The organism is uncultured Roseobacter sp. (genome assembly GCF_947495275.1).
In the GTDB taxonomy this organism is placed as follows: Bacteria; Pseudomonadota; Alphaproteobacteria; order Rhodobacterales; family Rhodobacteraceae; genus Roseobacter.
The window spans coordinates 387382-401768 of the sequence record NZ_CANLYL010000002.1; the positions used below are offsets into that span (position 1 = coordinate 387382).

Consider the following 14387-nt stretch of genomic DNA (forward strand, 5'->3'; position numbering starts at 1 on the left):
TGAGAAACCGCGCTGGCATCATTCCTCACGGGGAAGTTTTTATGCCAGAAGGTGTGGTTCGCGCGTTTTATAAAACAACCTGATGCGCCATGGCGCTACGTTGTGAGCCATCATTCTGCTGGGCGTAGAGCAGATGCCCGATGCGATGCCGGAAACCAAGAGCTTGAGAGATCAATCAAAACAGGCTTTGCGCTGAGCTTACTTGTTCAATCCAGACGCAGCTTGAATAGCGCGTAGATCAGCAGTAACGCGCATGCCGCCCCAGCAAACAGGAATGTGGCACGAAGCGCTATTTCGCGGCCGAATTCATGTTCCAGCATCGACACCAGCAGACCGCCCGCCAAGGCACCCAGCGGCATCGATCCCCACCCAAAGAAACGGTAGATGCTATTGACCCGACCGAGCAGATTAGCCGGGATGCGTCTTTGTCGCCAAGACACCGTGATCACATTCCAGAGCATCGCCGCCGCCATCACAAAGAACAAGGCGATGGCCATTGCCATTCCGGAATGACTCAAACCGATCGCCGCATAGCCAACGCCCCAGGTGGCAATTGAAAGATACAGGCAAGGCTGTGTTCCCAGCATTGCGATGAACCGGGGCGCCAGCAGGCTTCCCGTGATGGCCCCGACTGCGGCGACGGACAGGATCATGCCATAGGAAGAGGCGGATATGACCAAAACGTCCTGAGCAAACAGAACCTGAATGGTGATCGTTGCCGTGGCGATGAAATTTGCGATCCCCAACACAACCGCAAGCCGCAACAATAGGGGATCGCTTCGCATGAATGCGATCCCTTCCATCAGCGCTTTACGGAAACTTGTCTGAACACGGGCACGTGGTTTGAGGGAAATCATCCACACCAACCCGGCGGCCAAAACCAGTAACGCGGCATCAAGGCCAAAGGGGATACCAATGCCGGCGGCGATCAATATACCCGCCAAGGGTGGCCCAATAAACTGACCGGTCAGCTGTTCACTGCTCCAGAGTTGGCCATTGGCAACCTCCAGGTCTTTGGAGTCCACGATGGACGGCAACATTGTCTGAGCGGCATTGTCTCTGAGGACCTCCGCAGAACCCAGTAAGAAAGCCAGCCCTGCCAACACCCAGACCGCACCCTCCACATGGTCATTCATGGCCAACATAAGGATTGCCAATACAATCGCCGCACGCAGAAGGTCGGCGCGGGCGATTAGTTTTTTGTGATCTGCGTTGTCGATCACCACACCTGCGGGTATGGCAAAAAGTAACCATGGTAGCCGACCCGCTGCCGCCACGGCGCCGATGGCCACGGGGTTTTGAGACATCAAAGTGGCAAGCCAGGGCAATGCGAGCAAGACGAGGCCGTCGCCAAGGTTGGTCAACGTGCCTGCGCCAAATAGAAGGCGGTAGTTTCTGTTTCTGATCAGAAGCGGCGCTGCCATATTGACCTCATTCTCATCTGCAAGGGTAGAGCGTCGCACGGCAGTGCGGTCACTGCAAGCCAGCAGACACTAGATGAAGCAAAACGCTAATCAGCCGAACCAGGCCGTTTGATTGAAAGGCAAAATGGGGCGAACACGCTGAAGCATGCAGGTGATCAGGTTTGCCGAGACGTCGTAAAGCTGGACGAATGTGAACAGCGCCCCCGTGACGCTGTTCGCATCATCTATCCTTGTGGACTGAGGCAATGGCTTGAGGCCGTGTTATTACCCTCGTTGCCCTCTGACACGGTATCTTGAACATCGACCGTGATGGTGTAACTGCAGTTCGACCCGTTTGCATAACAAGAGGATGGTATGGGTACCGTGCGTATGACGGAGCCCCCAATTCCGAGTGCGGGAACATTGACCGGCCCGCTCAAGACACCTTCGAAGTCGACCTCCAACTGACTTGCATTTGCATTTGATCCGCCAGCGTTGCGGACCTGAATGCGCAAATTCTGCGAGGGTCCCGGAGTGGGTCGCCGTGCGCAATAGCCGCTACCCGGCAGGCCCTCGATGGTGGTTTGCTGAGCGGGCAAGGGAAAGAGGTCCGGTTGCAAGGCGGGATCGCAAGCGCAACGGGTTATGCCATCACCGTCCAGATCCATGCAGAACTGGCCTCGCTGGCACTGTGACGTTGTCTCACAGGTTTGGTTGGACGAAACACATTCGCCTCCTGGGTCGCTGCCCGGATCACCTCCAGGATCGCCACCCGGATCGCCGTCGCCGCCGGGATCGGGGCGAGGACAGTCATCAGGATCTGAACATTCATCGGGAACGCCGTTGTCGGGCTGCTCGGGCGTCCACCCCCCACCTGTTCCCGCACCACAACCGGTGCGCCAAATTTCATCGTCAGAAAATGTCCCGCCGCGAAAATAGGGCGCTTCCTCAATGTGTCTGCGACTGTCGGCAAATAACCAACGACCCATGTCACCCGGCACATTGGGATCAGCTGGGCGATTGACAAAAAGCCATCCGTTTTGTGCGCAGGCGTAAAAAAGATACGGGCCACGCGGGTCCGCATCCTCGTTGGCGGCATCAGGCTCAAGGCGATTGAAGGTGAAATCCGGCTCAACCGCTTTGACATCAATCAAGGGCAATCTGTTCATGAAACCATTGCTCATGTAGCGCAGATGGATTTCCGTAAGGGGAATATTTTCTCCTGCGGTGTCCGCTATCGAGATGATCCCCTGAACCGTTCCCTCATTTCTATGGCGCATGTTCTCGTAAATCGCGCCGTAATACTGGCTCAGCCTGATCCGCTCTCCGGAGACGGCCATGCGGTAGCGATAGTGCTTGAAATTGCCGAATATCGTGTCGGTGTAGCGGAACGAGAAATTGCTTTTGGGGTTGTGATCCCTGACCCGCTGGACAAGCGCGTCCAATGATCGGAAAGATCTGCCGGGGACGATTTCCCAAAACCCCCGTGAAACCTTCTTGGACCATAGACCAATCGCCTTTTTTCGAATGCGTGCGGTGACCACGTAAAGCGGTTCCTGTCCGTTGTCGCGCATCAGGTCACGCAGGTCATATACGCGGAAAGAGGCCGAACCGATGCTGAAATCCGAGCGTGGCACGGAGTCCGCCTCCCACGCCGCAGGAATGTCCTGAGGGAAATCGAGGTCCTTTTTGGAAAACGGTGCAAGATAAGTATCGAGCAGGCTGAGGATGTTTGGCGCAAGGTTAAGAATCTTGTCCCAAAATCCTGATTCTACATCAAACCATTCAAGGTCGTCCGGAATGTTGTCTTGTCTGTGGACCTGATATCCATAGCTGAAATTCTTGTAGGTCGCGATATTGGCGGATTTGTAGAACCTGCGGACATCGCCACGCATCATTGGCATGTTTTCCATTGCGGTCTTGAGGTTGAAGCTCGCATCGGGCTGCTCCCAAGTGCCGAAGGGTGCATAGAAAAGGGCTTCATCGGTATCGCCGTCACCATCCTGATCTAGGGTGTCCGGGTGGGTCGGCACCGACGTCAAAACGCTATAGGGTTTTGACAGATAGTCGTATTGTTCGACCGCCTTATTGCCGCCATTGCAGGTCGAAATGGCGGGCGGGAAAGGGTTGGTGGGGATGCCATAGGGGCGATCTTCGCCACCCGAGAAGAAGTCATTGAACAACCGGTCATAGAGCGGATTGTAGATGCCGCCGGCGACATTGATGAAACCGGGTCCTGCGAAGTAGAATTCGGGCACCCGTTCATTGTTGCCGATGGAATCAAACGGTTGATCGGACGTGAAATAGCCCGGTGTGACAATGCCGCCGAAGGGTCTGATCGGATAGTGATCGCTTTCGTATTGCGACGTCATCCGCGCGAAATAGCCATCCTGTTTATCGAGCAGAAAATCGTGAATCGCGCGTGGCAGCTCGTAGTTTGAAAAGAGCAGGAACAGGTTGGTGGCCAGTAGGGGGCCGGGCCTGTCATCGCTGAGTTCCTCAACTGTGGCGGGTATACCTTCGGCAATCGAATCGAGAATTTCGGGATTGGCTGATTTTCCATCTTCGATTGCGGGTTTGTCACTGCCGGGTATTCCCTCGATGCCGCTGTCCCGCTTCCAGGTATAGAACCGCCAGGGGCAGCTTTCGACGATACCGGGGCCTGTCTGTGCGTCCGCGGCGAAACAGCTTTGCGGGTCATTGCGAAACTGCCGAAAGCCGAAGGGGCTGTCATTCCATTTGTAGGCACCTGACAGCCAGCCAAAGGCTTGTCCGGCGGCGTCCCGATTGTAGAGGCTGAGTTCATCGACGTATTGGCAATTGCGCCGTTGCGGCGAAAACCGCCGACCCTCCAGAGATTGGAATGCGAATTTTGTGGCCGCGAAATGCAGGGCATTCTGGGCCTCGGTACGGATCAGGTCATCCTGAGCATATGAAGCGAGGGCAATGAGGGCTCCGATCGTGTAGCCGTGATAGGGCCGCGCGTTGGTCTCAAAAAACCCGTTGTGCATGACGCGGGCGATGACATCGCGCAGTTTTTCTTGCAACGGAGTGCCTTCGGTTGCGAACCAATCGATCGGGTCCACACCGGGTGGCGCGATATCGTCCAGATCTTCGGGCGCCCCGCGTTTGCCAGAAGACAGCCACTGATTGATCAGGTAATAGTGGGCCAGTGTCATCAGCACGTGGTTCTCGGTTTCGGCCAAGGCAAAATCGATATGGGTGGCTTTCAGAGAAATGCTCTGCCCGTACCAAAGTTCTCTTTCGAAGTGCTGACCGGAAAAGGGAACCGCGCTGCCAGCCCATGTTGCCGGTGTCAGATATCCGATCAACGGCCCGGTGCCAAAAGTGTCCTTATAGATCAGCCGTTCGACGCTTTGCGTGGTCAGAAGGTCAGGGCGATCCTGAAAGATGTGCAGAAAATGGGTGATCAGCGAAAGGATGAAGTCGTAGTCAGCCGGAACGCAGCCTTCATCAATGTTTTCATGCGTGCCCGCATCTGCAAAAACTGAGATGCCTGCATCCTGGATCCAGATATTGACATCGTCGCGCATCATCTGGGCACGCAGGTTCAGGTTCGGTTCCTGAGCATAGGCTTGCGGCAATTCCCAAATCCAACTGTCGCCAAACGTCGCGGCGTCCACCCGGTCAACCGGCATGGAAGACGCGATGAGGAGTGCTGTCATGCGCGGGAAAGCGGACCGGAGACTTTTTTCAAAGTCCTCGAAGGGCACTTCTTTGCAATCTTCGGAAATGCCGGAGACATCGCCATCCCAATAGTCCCCAAAAAAGAGCTTTCGCCGAATGTCATCAATCTCTGGTTGCTGGGCCAATGCCGTTGAACATTCCAGTCCGGGGGGGGTGAATTCCGGCAGGGCACCATCCGTCAAACAGGCCACAACAATTGCTCTGGTCAATGCGCGAATGGCGGGTTCATCCGATACGTAGACAAAAGGCAGGTTTGCGGGTTCGGTACGTACCTGCCTTGGATCAATGAAGTGATTCAGCGCATGCTGTACCCCTTTAATTTGGCGACAAGGCAGTGTCGCGCGCGCCGTATCCGTATTGGTTGGCATTTGTGAGGGCGTGCGGCAACCTGCGGCGCTCAACCCTGCCAGATCAATCATCGGGCCGGGGCCAAGGGCGACCTCGTCGGCGGGCTGCGCGTCTCCGGTATGGCCGATGGCCGAGAGAAAAATCGAAAGAACAAAAATGCGGAAAGTCAGGTGAAAAAGTTTCATCGCAATATCCAATCCAAATACCGCTGCGATAAAAAAGGGTCGGAAAATAATGACCCGGAAAGCTTCAGCGGGCGGTCTTAGGGTAAATCTATTCGCGGATTCGAGCAATTGAGGTGGAGAATCCAGGGGTTCAGCGGCGGGAAGTCGCTCTCTGCGAAAACCATGAAATCCCAATTGTGTCGGACATCTGGTGTTTCGGTTTGACCAAATGATCAAAAGTAATCACAGTGTCACGGCATCCTAATCAGGACTCTTCAACAGGGACGGGAACTATGAAAAAACAAACCCTTACAATTTCAACTGCGGTCACTTTTGCCCTTATGGGTGTCGCGACATCGACGTCAGCCGACACGCTCCGGCTTTTGACATGGGGTGGCTATGCACCCGAAGAGGTTGTCGCGAAATTCGAAGCGGAGACCGGACATACAGTCGAGGTGACCAAATCCAACAATGAGGAAATGATCGCCAAACTACGCGCGACAGGTGGCGGTGGGTTCGATCTGGCGCAGCCAAGCCAGGACCGTATTGCCGGGCCGCAACAGGAATTTGGCATCTATAAGCCGATCGATTTATCCAAAATTGACGCAGCGCAGTTCATTCCGTCCATGATGGAAGCGACTAAGCTCAACACAACCGTTGACGGCGCGGTCTACGCGGTGCCGCACGTTTGGGGCACAAGCGGCTTGGTTGTCGATACGAAGAACGCGGGCACGGTCAAAGACTATACGGATCTTTGCAGCGGTGATGTGGCGGGCAAAGTATCTTATCGCCTGAAACGCCCGACCCTGATTGGGTTCGCATATGCGATGGGTCTTGATCCCTTTGCGGCTTACGGTGACGAAGCAGCCTATTCCGATATCATGTCGCAGGTCGAAGCCAAGCTTATTGAGTGCAAGGCAGGCGTGAAAACCTACTGGGGCGGCGGCGACGAGTTGATGGGTCTGATGCGGTCCGGCGAAGTGGTGGCATCAATGGCCTGGGACACGGGCGGCTGGAAGCTGAACGCCGACAATCCTGACATCACATTTGTGGCTCCTGCATCTGGTGCGCTTGGCTGGGTGGACACATTCGTGCTGCCCGCAAAGGGAAAGGCGGATGACGCGGCTTATGCCTGGATCAATTTCGTGATGCAGCCGGAGGTGGCTGCGATGATAACGGCGGCCGCGGGTAATTTCACTGCCGCCCAAGGGGCTGACGCCTTTGCTGCTGATGATCTGAAAGCACGCTATCAGGCGAGCTTCCCGCCAGAAGCCATCGACAACATCAAGTGGTATCCGCCGGTTCCCGCTGGCCTTGAAGCCATCGAGGGCGGTGTTCTGGACCGCGTAAAAGCGGCCAACTGAACCAACCATTTCAAGTCAGGCGCCCGCCGGAACGCGGGCGCCGCTATCCTTACAGTGATCTCCTATGACCCCAGACCTTGAATGCACCAACCTGACAAAGAGGTTTGGTTCCACGACTGCTGTTGAAGATGTTTCATTCGAGGTGCCGCAGGGATCGTTCTTTTCGATCCTGGGGCCATCAGGATGCGGCAAGACAACGATCATGCGCATGATCGCCGGGTTCCTGGAACCTTCCGGGGGAGATATCCGCATCAAAGGCAGGTCTGTGCTGGACGTGCCGCCAAACAAGCGCCCGGTGAATATGGTGTTCCAGCATCTGGCGCTTTTCCCGATGATGAACATTGCCGACAACATCGGATACGGGCTGCGGCGCGCGGGCTTGTCGAAAACTGAAATCGACAGGAAGGTCGGCGAGGGGCTGGAGCGGATCGGTCTGCCGGGGATTGGCGCACGCAAGGTCAATGAGCTCTCGGGTGGCCAGAAACAGAGGGTCGCCATCGCACGGTGCATGGTGCTGGAACCGGATGTGCTGCTCTTGGATGAACCGCTTGGCGCGCTCGATCTGAAACTGCGCGAGCGCATGAAGGTTGAGTTGAAAGCGTTGCAGGCCGCCTTTGATACGACATTTGTGTATATCACCCACGACCAGTCAGAAGCGCTGGTGATGTCCGACAACATCGCGGTGATGAACGAAGGCCGTTTCGAGCAGATGGGCACGGGGCGTGATCTTTATTACCGACCGGATACCGCCTTTGTGGCGGGGTTTGTGGGTGACACGAACCGTTGGCGTGGACGTATCGAGAAACAGGAAGGCGCGCAGATCGCGTTGCGCACCAACAGCGGCATGGTTTTGCGCGGCGCGACGCACGGCAGGCACATGACAGCGGGCGACCCTGCGGATATCTTCGTGCGCCCCGAAGCCATCCGGATTGCGCACCACAAGAATGACCTGCAACATTTCGACAATCGGATTTCGGGCAAGGTCACGTCGCTGCTCTTTAACGGGGCTGCCAGCCGGGTTCTGGTGGGCACGTCGGAAGGCAGGGAAGAAATCGAGGTTAACCTGCCGCAATCGGGCGAATTCGCGGCACTGAGCAAGGGGGCGGATGTCCACATTGGCTGGGCCAGCGATCAGGGCAATTGTTTTGCCGCCCGAGGCGCTTGAATGCGCGATCAGGCAAAACTGGGGCTGGCGCTTTTGCTGACACCGCTGCTGTTGTGGCTGTCGCTGCTCATTTTCATCCCGCACGTGGATGTGTTTCTGGTCTCACTACGGGAGCGTGTGGGTGTCGGGCAATATGAAACGAGCCTGGCCAATTACCTGACGTTTTTTCGCGAACCGCTTTATCTGTGGACATTTCTGCGCACCGCGGTGATGTCAGTTCTGGCAACGCTGGTGACCCTGGTGATCGCCTTTCCGGTGTCCTACTACATCGCCAAGATGGTCAAGGGGCGGGTGCAATCGGCGCTGTTCTTGCTGTGCCTCGTGCCCTTCTGGGTGTCCGAACTCGTGCGCACTTTCGGCTGGATGATCCTGCTGCGCGAAACCGGTGTGTTTTCCAACCTTCTGCAATTTGCGGGCCTCGCTGACGGCCCGGTGGAAATGCTCTATAACGACGGCGCCATCATGGTCGGGCTAGTCTATACCTCGATGCTGTTCATGGTTGTGCCGCTGGTGACAACGCTGGAAAGCCTGCCGGATGAGGTTGTTGAGGCGGGTTACGATCTGGGTGGCAGCGGTCTGAGCGTGTTACGCGAAATCATCATCCCGCATGCGATGCCGGGAATCGTATCGGGGTGTATCGTCGTTTTCATGCTGAGCCTCGGGAACTATCTGACCCCCACGATGCTGGGTGGCAAGGAGAGCTTATGGTTCACGGAACTGATCTATTCGCAGTTCATCGTTCGGTTTAACTGGGAGTTGGGCGCGGCTTTCGGGTTCATGCTGCTGATCCTGTCCTCCGCCATTGTCTGGGGCATGCTCAAACTCACGGGCCAGTCGCTCGAAAAGACGATGGGATAAGGAGCTGGCACCATGATCCCTTCCATCCCCCAACCGCGTTTTCTAACCGCTGCCTACGCGGCCTATGTCACCATGTTCTTCGTGTTTCTGGCCTTGCCGCTGATTGTCGTTGCGGTTTTTGCCTTCAATGACAGCCAGTTTCCATCGCTGCCCTGGGAAGGGTTTACCTGGAACTGGTTTTTCGGATCCGAACGCCCGATGATCGGTGTTTTCCACGAACGATCTATCCTGCGCGCCATCGGCACGTCGGTTTTTGTCGCGGTTGTGGTTTCCGCGCTGTCGGTCTGTGTCGGCACCTCCAATGCCTTTCTGTTCAACCGATACAGGTTTCGCGGGCAGGGCGTTCTTTATGTTCTGATGCTTTTGCCGCTTGTGATCCCCGGCATCGTGCTGGGCATTTCGATCCTGGTGTTTTCCAGCCGGGTGGCAAATGGTCTGTGGGACGGATTTTCCGTCGACGTGGAAGCCCTTCGCCCAGGGCTTTGGCTTGTCGTCCTGGGGCAGTTCTCTTTCATCACGACCATCGCAACACTGGTCATCGGCGCGCGATTGCAGAAGTTTGACCAGACCCTGGAAGAGGCCGCATTGAACCTCGGGGCCGGGCGGCTGACAGCCATCCGCACCATCACATTGCCTTATCTTGCCCCCGCCATGATCGGCGCATTCGTGGTTGCATTCCTGATGAGCTTCGAGAATTTCAACACTACTTTGATGCTCGTCGGTTCAGATGCGCCCCTGACTATCGCCATGTTTGATCGCCTCAAGGAGGGCTCGACGCCCCTGCTAAATGCGGTCTCGCTTTTGCTGATGGTTGGATCGTCCTGCCTTGCATTGGTGATGATCGCCTTTCAGAAACGTGGATAGTCGGGAAGCTCCCGTTGGAATCGCACAGTCCTATTGGGCGCCATGTGCGATATCGACCCGCGTGGTGATTTGATACCCCCCTGTTTCCGCAAGGATATCAGCGAGTTCCAGATGGCGATCCGCCAGACAGGCGCCGGGGGGCGTTGCATGCGCCAGCAGCTTTCGCACCGTTGCGGCGGCGGGCAGGATTGGCACAAATGGTCCTTGGTTGTCCTTGGCCAGTAGGGACCAGGTCGCCAATGTCGCTTGGGCGTGGCCATCGATCCCGCGGACCGCGACGCGCATCCCGCCGCGATCAGAGGTCGCAAGGCGTGTGATCTGTCGCAATCTCAAAAGAACCGGGATCAAACGCTTGAGATTGCGAACGAAACCTCTCCTTCGCAGGAGAGCCAACGCTTCGATGCCGAATTGTTCGATGGGTGATTCAAGGCCAGCAGAAAAAGAAACACGCCCGCGCACATCGTGGCGCGGCCCTAAAAGTTCTGCATCCAGAGTTTCCACGGGCGCTACCCGCCGTATTCCAAGGTCAGGGATATTTACCCGTTCCCCTCCAGACCATCCAATGGCGCTGCTCAAAGCGCCCTCGCGCCAACAGGGAACGGAACGCCCTGCGTAGCTCAAAATCGCGGCAATGACCGCTCGACCGACCTCACTTTTCCCACCCGGTGTGATGCATAAATCAATGTCATCAACGCGCTGCCAGCCCTCCGCCAATTGGCCTACAACGCAGGCAGAAAGGGCGGGCGTTGAACTTGCGCCTGCGAGCGCCGACACTTGATTTTGGCGTGCGATCGCATCGAGTTCGGTCTCAAACCGGGTCAGGTAATCTCTGGCATCTGCAAGATCGACGTAATCTGCGCCCGATTGTATGACGGCGCGTGCTGTTTCGTAGCTTGAGCCCTGAAAAGGACCCGAGCAATCGACAACAATGTCTGGGTTGATCTCCTCCAATCGAAACCCAAGGCCCGAACCTTTTTCAAGTACTGTGGCCCGAACCTTGGCGGTGGAAGAAAGATTTTGCAGCTGTGATATGCATGCGCGCGCTTTTGTCTTTGAGCGTGACGAGAGGACCAGTTCCATGTCGTTCCAACGCGCGAGATGCTGCGCGAGCCGGCGACCAAAAACTCCCGTCCCACCGATGATGAGAACACGTTTTTTCTTCATGGTTCCAACCCTCGTGGGCTATTGATCGCCCGTGCTGGCTTTGCAAGGGTATCATATGTGCGGTGCGGTTCGGGTTTCACGGGGCCGCATCCTGAAATATTGCGTCCTGGCTCAGCAGAGTGCCAAGCAACCTGTTTTGCAAACGGAGTGAAAAGCGGAATTTGCCGCCACCGAGATCATGATGCCCGATGGTCAGAGCACCCGGGCTGAATAGACGCGGAAACCGGATGCGCCATCCCAAAGCGGAAATGAAGTAGTGATCACTTTTGAACAAAAGAGCCGCGTCAGACACTTCGACACGTAGAGCAATTCCGATGCCATATCCGATGTATTCTTCGAGGCCGGTCGGTCCGGCAAACCGTTTTGAACTGTGGACCATTTGGGGGAAGCCGGATCTTCGGCCATATTGACGTATCCAGAACTGGCCCTGACCCGCCGAATCTTCGGTGACGACAACCACCGCCGAACGCCCGACGCAGGACAAATCAAATGGCAACGGCGCACCGATGATGCGGGTCGCGTGGGCAAGCAATTTGCCAGCCCAGTTCATTTCCATTTGCTCGATGGTGCCCTGGTAGGCAATGCTCGCGCCGCCGCGGACGCGTTTGCCAAATCTATGACGGATTGGGTCGGGAAGTCGCCGCCATTGTTCCGCCCCCAGAAGGGTGCTGAAACGTTCGTCTTTGACCGGTTCTTCAAATTGGTTTTCATCATCATAGTGCATAATATCCTCACAATCGTTAAAGTCTGAAATTTCTGGATAAAGAGAAATAGAGGCACAAAAAACGACCTCGTTCATTTCCCGTTAGTGGACAGCAGCGAAATCACCTTGTTTCCCATTTTCATAAGCAGGTTCAGTTTTGCTTTCGGAACCTTCAGCATTTGCCCATACCAGGTATCCACCGTGGCCAGAAAGCTCTGCATTTCCTTCATGCGCTCAAGAACTTCTGGATTCAGGGTGGATTCCGTGTGGGCGCGTTCGACACATTCGGCAATGGCAAAAATCGCCGGGTCGATCTCACGTTCCTTGCGGCCCTGTGCGATCCGCATCGCCATTTCCCAAACGTCGGTTTCCGCAGCAAAGTGCTCTCTGCGGTCACCTGGAACGGGGACCCGTCGGATGAGTTTCCAGCCCGCCAGTTCCTTGAGCGAATTGGAAACATTTGAACGGGCGATTCCCAATTCGTCAGATATCTGCTCCGCGTTCAACGGGCTGATACTCAAGTATAAAAGAGCATGAATTTGCGCGACTGAACGATTCACGCCCCATTGCCCTCCCATGTCACCCCAGTACAGGATGAACTGAGATTTTGCAGAAGCTTCCGATATGTCATCTATTTCTGTCATGACAGAAATATCGAACATTTCTGATCGCGTGTCAAGTTTCCCGGTTAAAGTCCGTGATTGGCTGGGCTGACGCCAAGGTTGTTAGAGCGGAATTGAACAAGCTGATCTGAAAACGCATCAGAGTCTGAGTGCAACATCTTGGAATCTCCGAGAAAAATATACTTCACAGATTGATCCAGCATTGCTATGCCTTTGGTAATAAAAAAACTAAAGCAGGCAACAGGCAATGAAGACGGGCTTTCGTGGCACGTTCGTAATTTCTTGGTCGCAGACGGAAGTAGACGGCTTGGTGGCCGCGCCAGTGTGTTCGCTCAATGTGGGTGCGGCGTGGTCCTGGCGCGGGGATGCGGTACAGGTAGACGGACCTTCCGGCGTTTTGCGGTTGGACCGGGCGGACGGATCAGAGACATTGCGCCAACGCGCAGCAAAAATGGTGCACCGACTTGTTGGTACGGCTCTGGAGGCCGACCCGGGAGCACAATCAGCAGGCGCAATAGAGAGTGGCTTGGCGGACAGCAGTTTTGTCGTGACCGACGGAGCGCAAAGTTACACGGTCACCCTCATCGCGATCGGGCGCGGCGCGCAACCATTGTTGATGTTCCTTGATGAGTTGCCGCCCCGCGGGACCGATTTATGGATCGTGCATCATACACTTGAATCTAAGGGAGTAGCCAAGGATCGGGCTGAGGGTTGTGGTGTCATTTGTTTCACCTCCGGCACTCGCATCAGCACGCCAAACGGGGTCAGGTTGGTGCAGGATCTGAGTGTTGGAGACCTGGTGCAAACAAAAGACAACGGTGCTCAGGCGATTGAATGGATTGGCAGCAGACGTATGACTGGCGCGCGTCTCTTTGCGATACCGAGCTTGCGCCCGGTGCGCATTCGAGCAGGCGCGCTGGGTGTCGAGAGGCCGGATCAGGAGCTGCTGGTATCTCCCCAGCACCGAATGCTTATTTCCGGACCAGCGGCGATGGATCTTTTCAACACCTCAGAAGTGCTGGTCGCTGCGAGAGATCTGATAGACGGACATCACATTGCGGTCGATTTGCAAGTGCGGGAAATAACCTACATTCATGTACTCTTGCCCGGCCACAACATTCTATGGGCAAACGGCGTTGCGACAGAGAGTTTTCACCCAGCAAATGCTGACATAGCGGCCCTGGAAAGCTCTGATCGGGCCCGATTGCTGGCCCATAATCCGGATTTGGCCTTCGACCCTCACCGCTACGGCAGTTACGCGCGACGAAACCTGACATCCTCGGAAGCTGCCATTCTTGCCCATGCGGCTTGAAGGCCGCTGCTGCCGACGCTGGCTGATCCCGCAGCTATGTCTTGTCTTGCCAAGAGCAGGGCACTTGATCAAAAAATCAAAAGCGCGGGTTTGATGTCCGTTGTCCCAGGAAAGTTGCGAGGACCAGTCGTTTAGCTTTCGGGCTTGATGACCTCGGCAATGATTGCTTTCGCGCTCTCGCTGGCCCAATCGGCATCCCCGCGAAGCCGGGCAACCTCACGCCCGACGGGATCAATCAGAACCGTAATCGGCAGACCGAAAATTCCCATCTGGCTCGCAAGCGATTGACGCGGGTCCTGATGACGCGGCAGATTGTCGATACCGGTTTCCTCGAAAAACTTCTTGATGCCTTCGGGAGAGTTACGCCCGGTTGCAATTGTCACAACCTCAAAGCTGTCGCCCCCAAATTCGGCTTGCAGCTCCGAGAGTTGGGGCATTTCCTTGCGGCAGGGAGCACACCATGTGGCCCAGAAGTTGAGCAGAATATATTTGCCCCTGTAGGCCTCCAGCGTTTGTTCGCCAGCGTCATCCGCCAAAAGATAGGATGCGGAGGATGTGGCTTCCGGCACCTCGTGAAAAACCAGTTTTCGCATATCGCCATCCCGGAGCAATGCCGCCTGCGCCAGATCTGCGCGTGCGTCGAACGGAGCCGAGATTGCGCCCGCGCCAAGGGCCGTATAAACGAGCGCAGCAAGTATTCTTTTCATATCC

The 14387-nt window shown here is 55.9% G+C and carries 11 protein-coding genes; 5 read left to right on the forward strand and 6 right to left on the reverse strand.

Translation table 11 applies throughout. The annotated features are described in order from the left end of the window. Positions 1–206: 206 nt before the first annotated feature. Together Q0802_RS05150 and Q0802_RS05155 are read right to left on the reverse strand one after the other, a co-directional pair. Positions 207–1424: an MFS transporter gene (locus tag Q0802_RS05150; protein WP_298914557.1), complete on the reverse strand. Its 1218-nt coding sequence runs from the start codon at positions 1422–1424 to the stop codon at positions 207–209. A 224-nt stretch (positions 1425–1648) separates the two neighbouring features. Further along, positions 1649–5644: a CARDB domain-containing protein gene (locus Q0802_RS05155; protein WP_298914559.1), complete on the reverse strand. Its 3996-nt coding sequence runs from the start codon at positions 5642–5644 to the stop codon at positions 1649–1651. A 320-nt stretch (positions 5645–5964) separates the two neighbouring features. On the opposite strand from Q0802_RS05155, the gene Q0802_RS05160 reads away from it, so the two are divergent. The 4 genes from Q0802_RS05160 to Q0802_RS05175 all read left to right on the forward strand — a co-directional run bounded on the left by Q0802_RS05160 (position 5965) and on the right by Q0802_RS05175 (position 9874). After that, entirely contained in the window at positions 5965–6987 is a 1023-nt protein-coding gene (locus tag Q0802_RS05160) for an extracellular solute-binding protein (RefSeq protein WP_298915279.1), read from the forward strand. A 64-nt stretch (positions 6988–7051) separates the two neighbouring features. After that, the gene (locus Q0802_RS05165) at positions 7052–8152 is read left to right on the forward strand and encodes an ABC transporter ATP-binding protein (protein ID WP_298914562.1); all 1101 of its coding nucleotides are present in this window, start codon (positions 7052–7054) and stop codon (positions 8150–8152) included. Continuing rightward, complete coding sequence (locus tag Q0802_RS05170; RefSeq protein ID WP_298914565.1) at positions 8153–9010, forward strand: ABC transporter permease; 858 nt, start codon at positions 8153–8155, stop codon at positions 9008–9010. A gap of 12 nt (positions 9011–9022) precedes the next feature. Continuing rightward, entirely contained in the window at positions 9023–9874 is an 852-nt protein-coding gene (locus Q0802_RS05175) for an ABC transporter permease (RefSeq protein WP_298914570.1), read from the forward strand. 30 nt (positions 9875–9904) lie between these two features. On the opposite strand, the gene Q0802_RS05180 is transcribed toward Q0802_RS05175, so the two are convergent. The 3 genes from Q0802_RS05180 to Q0802_RS05190 all read right to left on the reverse strand — a co-directional run bounded on the left by Q0802_RS05180 (position 9905) and on the right by Q0802_RS05190 (position 12403). Further along, positions 9905–11038, reverse strand: a complete 1134-nt coding sequence (locus tag Q0802_RS05180) for a saccharopine dehydrogenase NADP-binding domain-containing protein (RefSeq protein ID WP_298914572.1) — start codon at positions 11036–11038, stop codon at positions 9905–9907. Between the two features lie 76 nt (positions 11039–11114). Next, the gene (locus Q0802_RS05185) at positions 11115–11762 is read right to left on the reverse strand and encodes a DUF4166 domain-containing protein (RefSeq protein ID WP_298914576.1); all 648 of its coding nucleotides are present in this window, start codon (positions 11760–11762) and stop codon (positions 11115–11117) included. 71 nt (positions 11763–11833) lie between these two features. Continuing rightward, a complete protein-coding gene (locus tag Q0802_RS05190) occupies positions 11834–12403 on the reverse strand; it encodes a MarR family transcriptional regulator (protein ID WP_298914579.1) in 570 nt (189 codons plus the stop codon). A 208-nt stretch (positions 12404–12611) separates the two neighbouring features. Between Q0802_RS05190 and Q0802_RS05195 the strand changes: the two genes are divergently transcribed. After that, the gene (locus Q0802_RS05195; RefSeq protein WP_298914582.1) at positions 12612–13676 is read left to right on the forward strand and encodes a Hint domain-containing protein; all 1065 of its coding nucleotides are present in this window, start codon (positions 12612–12614) and stop codon (positions 13674–13676) included. Between the two features lie 131 nt (positions 13677–13807). On the opposite strand, the gene Q0802_RS05200 is transcribed toward Q0802_RS05195, so the two are convergent. After that, positions 13808–14383, reverse strand: a complete 576-nt coding sequence (locus tag Q0802_RS05200; protein WP_298914585.1) for a TlpA disulfide reductase family protein — start codon at positions 14381–14383, stop codon at positions 13808–13810. Positions 14384–14387: the final 4 nt, after the last annotated feature.

Excerpts from the sequence above, each read along its gene's own strand:
- Q0802_RS05185 (WP_298914576.1), bottom strand. The coding sequence starts at position 11,762 with ATGCACTATGATGATGAAAACCAATTTGAAGAACCGGTCAAAGACGAA.
- Q0802_RS05180 (WP_298914572.1), bottom strand. The coding sequence starts at position 11,038 with ATGAAGAAAAAACGTGTTCTCATCATCGGTGGGACGGGAGTTTTTGGT.
- Q0802_RS05175 (WP_298914570.1), top strand. The coding sequence starts at position 9,023 with ATGATCCCTTCCATCCCCCAACCGCGTTTTCTAACCGCTGCCTACGCG.
- Q0802_RS05160 (WP_298915279.1), top strand. The coding sequence starts at position 5,965 with ATGGGTGTCGCGACATCGACGTCAGCCGACACGCTCCGGCTTTTGACA.
- Q0802_RS05155 (WP_298914559.1), bottom strand. The coding sequence starts at position 5,644 with ATGAAACTTTTTCACCTGACTTTCCGCATTTTTGTTCTTTCGATTTTT.
- Q0802_RS05170 (WP_298914565.1), top strand. The coding sequence starts at position 8,153 with ATGCGCGATCAGGCAAAACTGGGGCTGGCGCTTTTGCTGACACCGCTG.
- Q0802_RS05150 (WP_298914557.1), bottom strand. The coding sequence starts at position 1,424 with ATGGCAGCGCCGCTTCTGATCAGAAACAGAAACTACCGCCTTCTATTT.
- Q0802_RS05200 (WP_298914585.1), bottom strand. The coding sequence starts at position 14,383 with ATGAAAAGAATACTTGCTGCGCTCGTTTATACGGCCCTTGGCGCGGGC.
- Q0802_RS05165 (WP_298914562.1), top strand. The coding sequence starts at position 7,052 with ATGACCCCAGACCTTGAATGCACCAACCTGACAAAGAGGTTTGGTTCC.
- Q0802_RS05195 (WP_298914582.1), top strand. The coding sequence starts at position 12,612 with ATGAAGACGGGCTTTCGTGGCACGTTCGTAATTTCTTGGTCGCAGACG.
- Q0802_RS05190 (WP_298914579.1), bottom strand. The coding sequence starts at position 12,403 with ATGTTCGATATTTCTGTCATGACAGAAATAGATGACATATCGGAAGCT.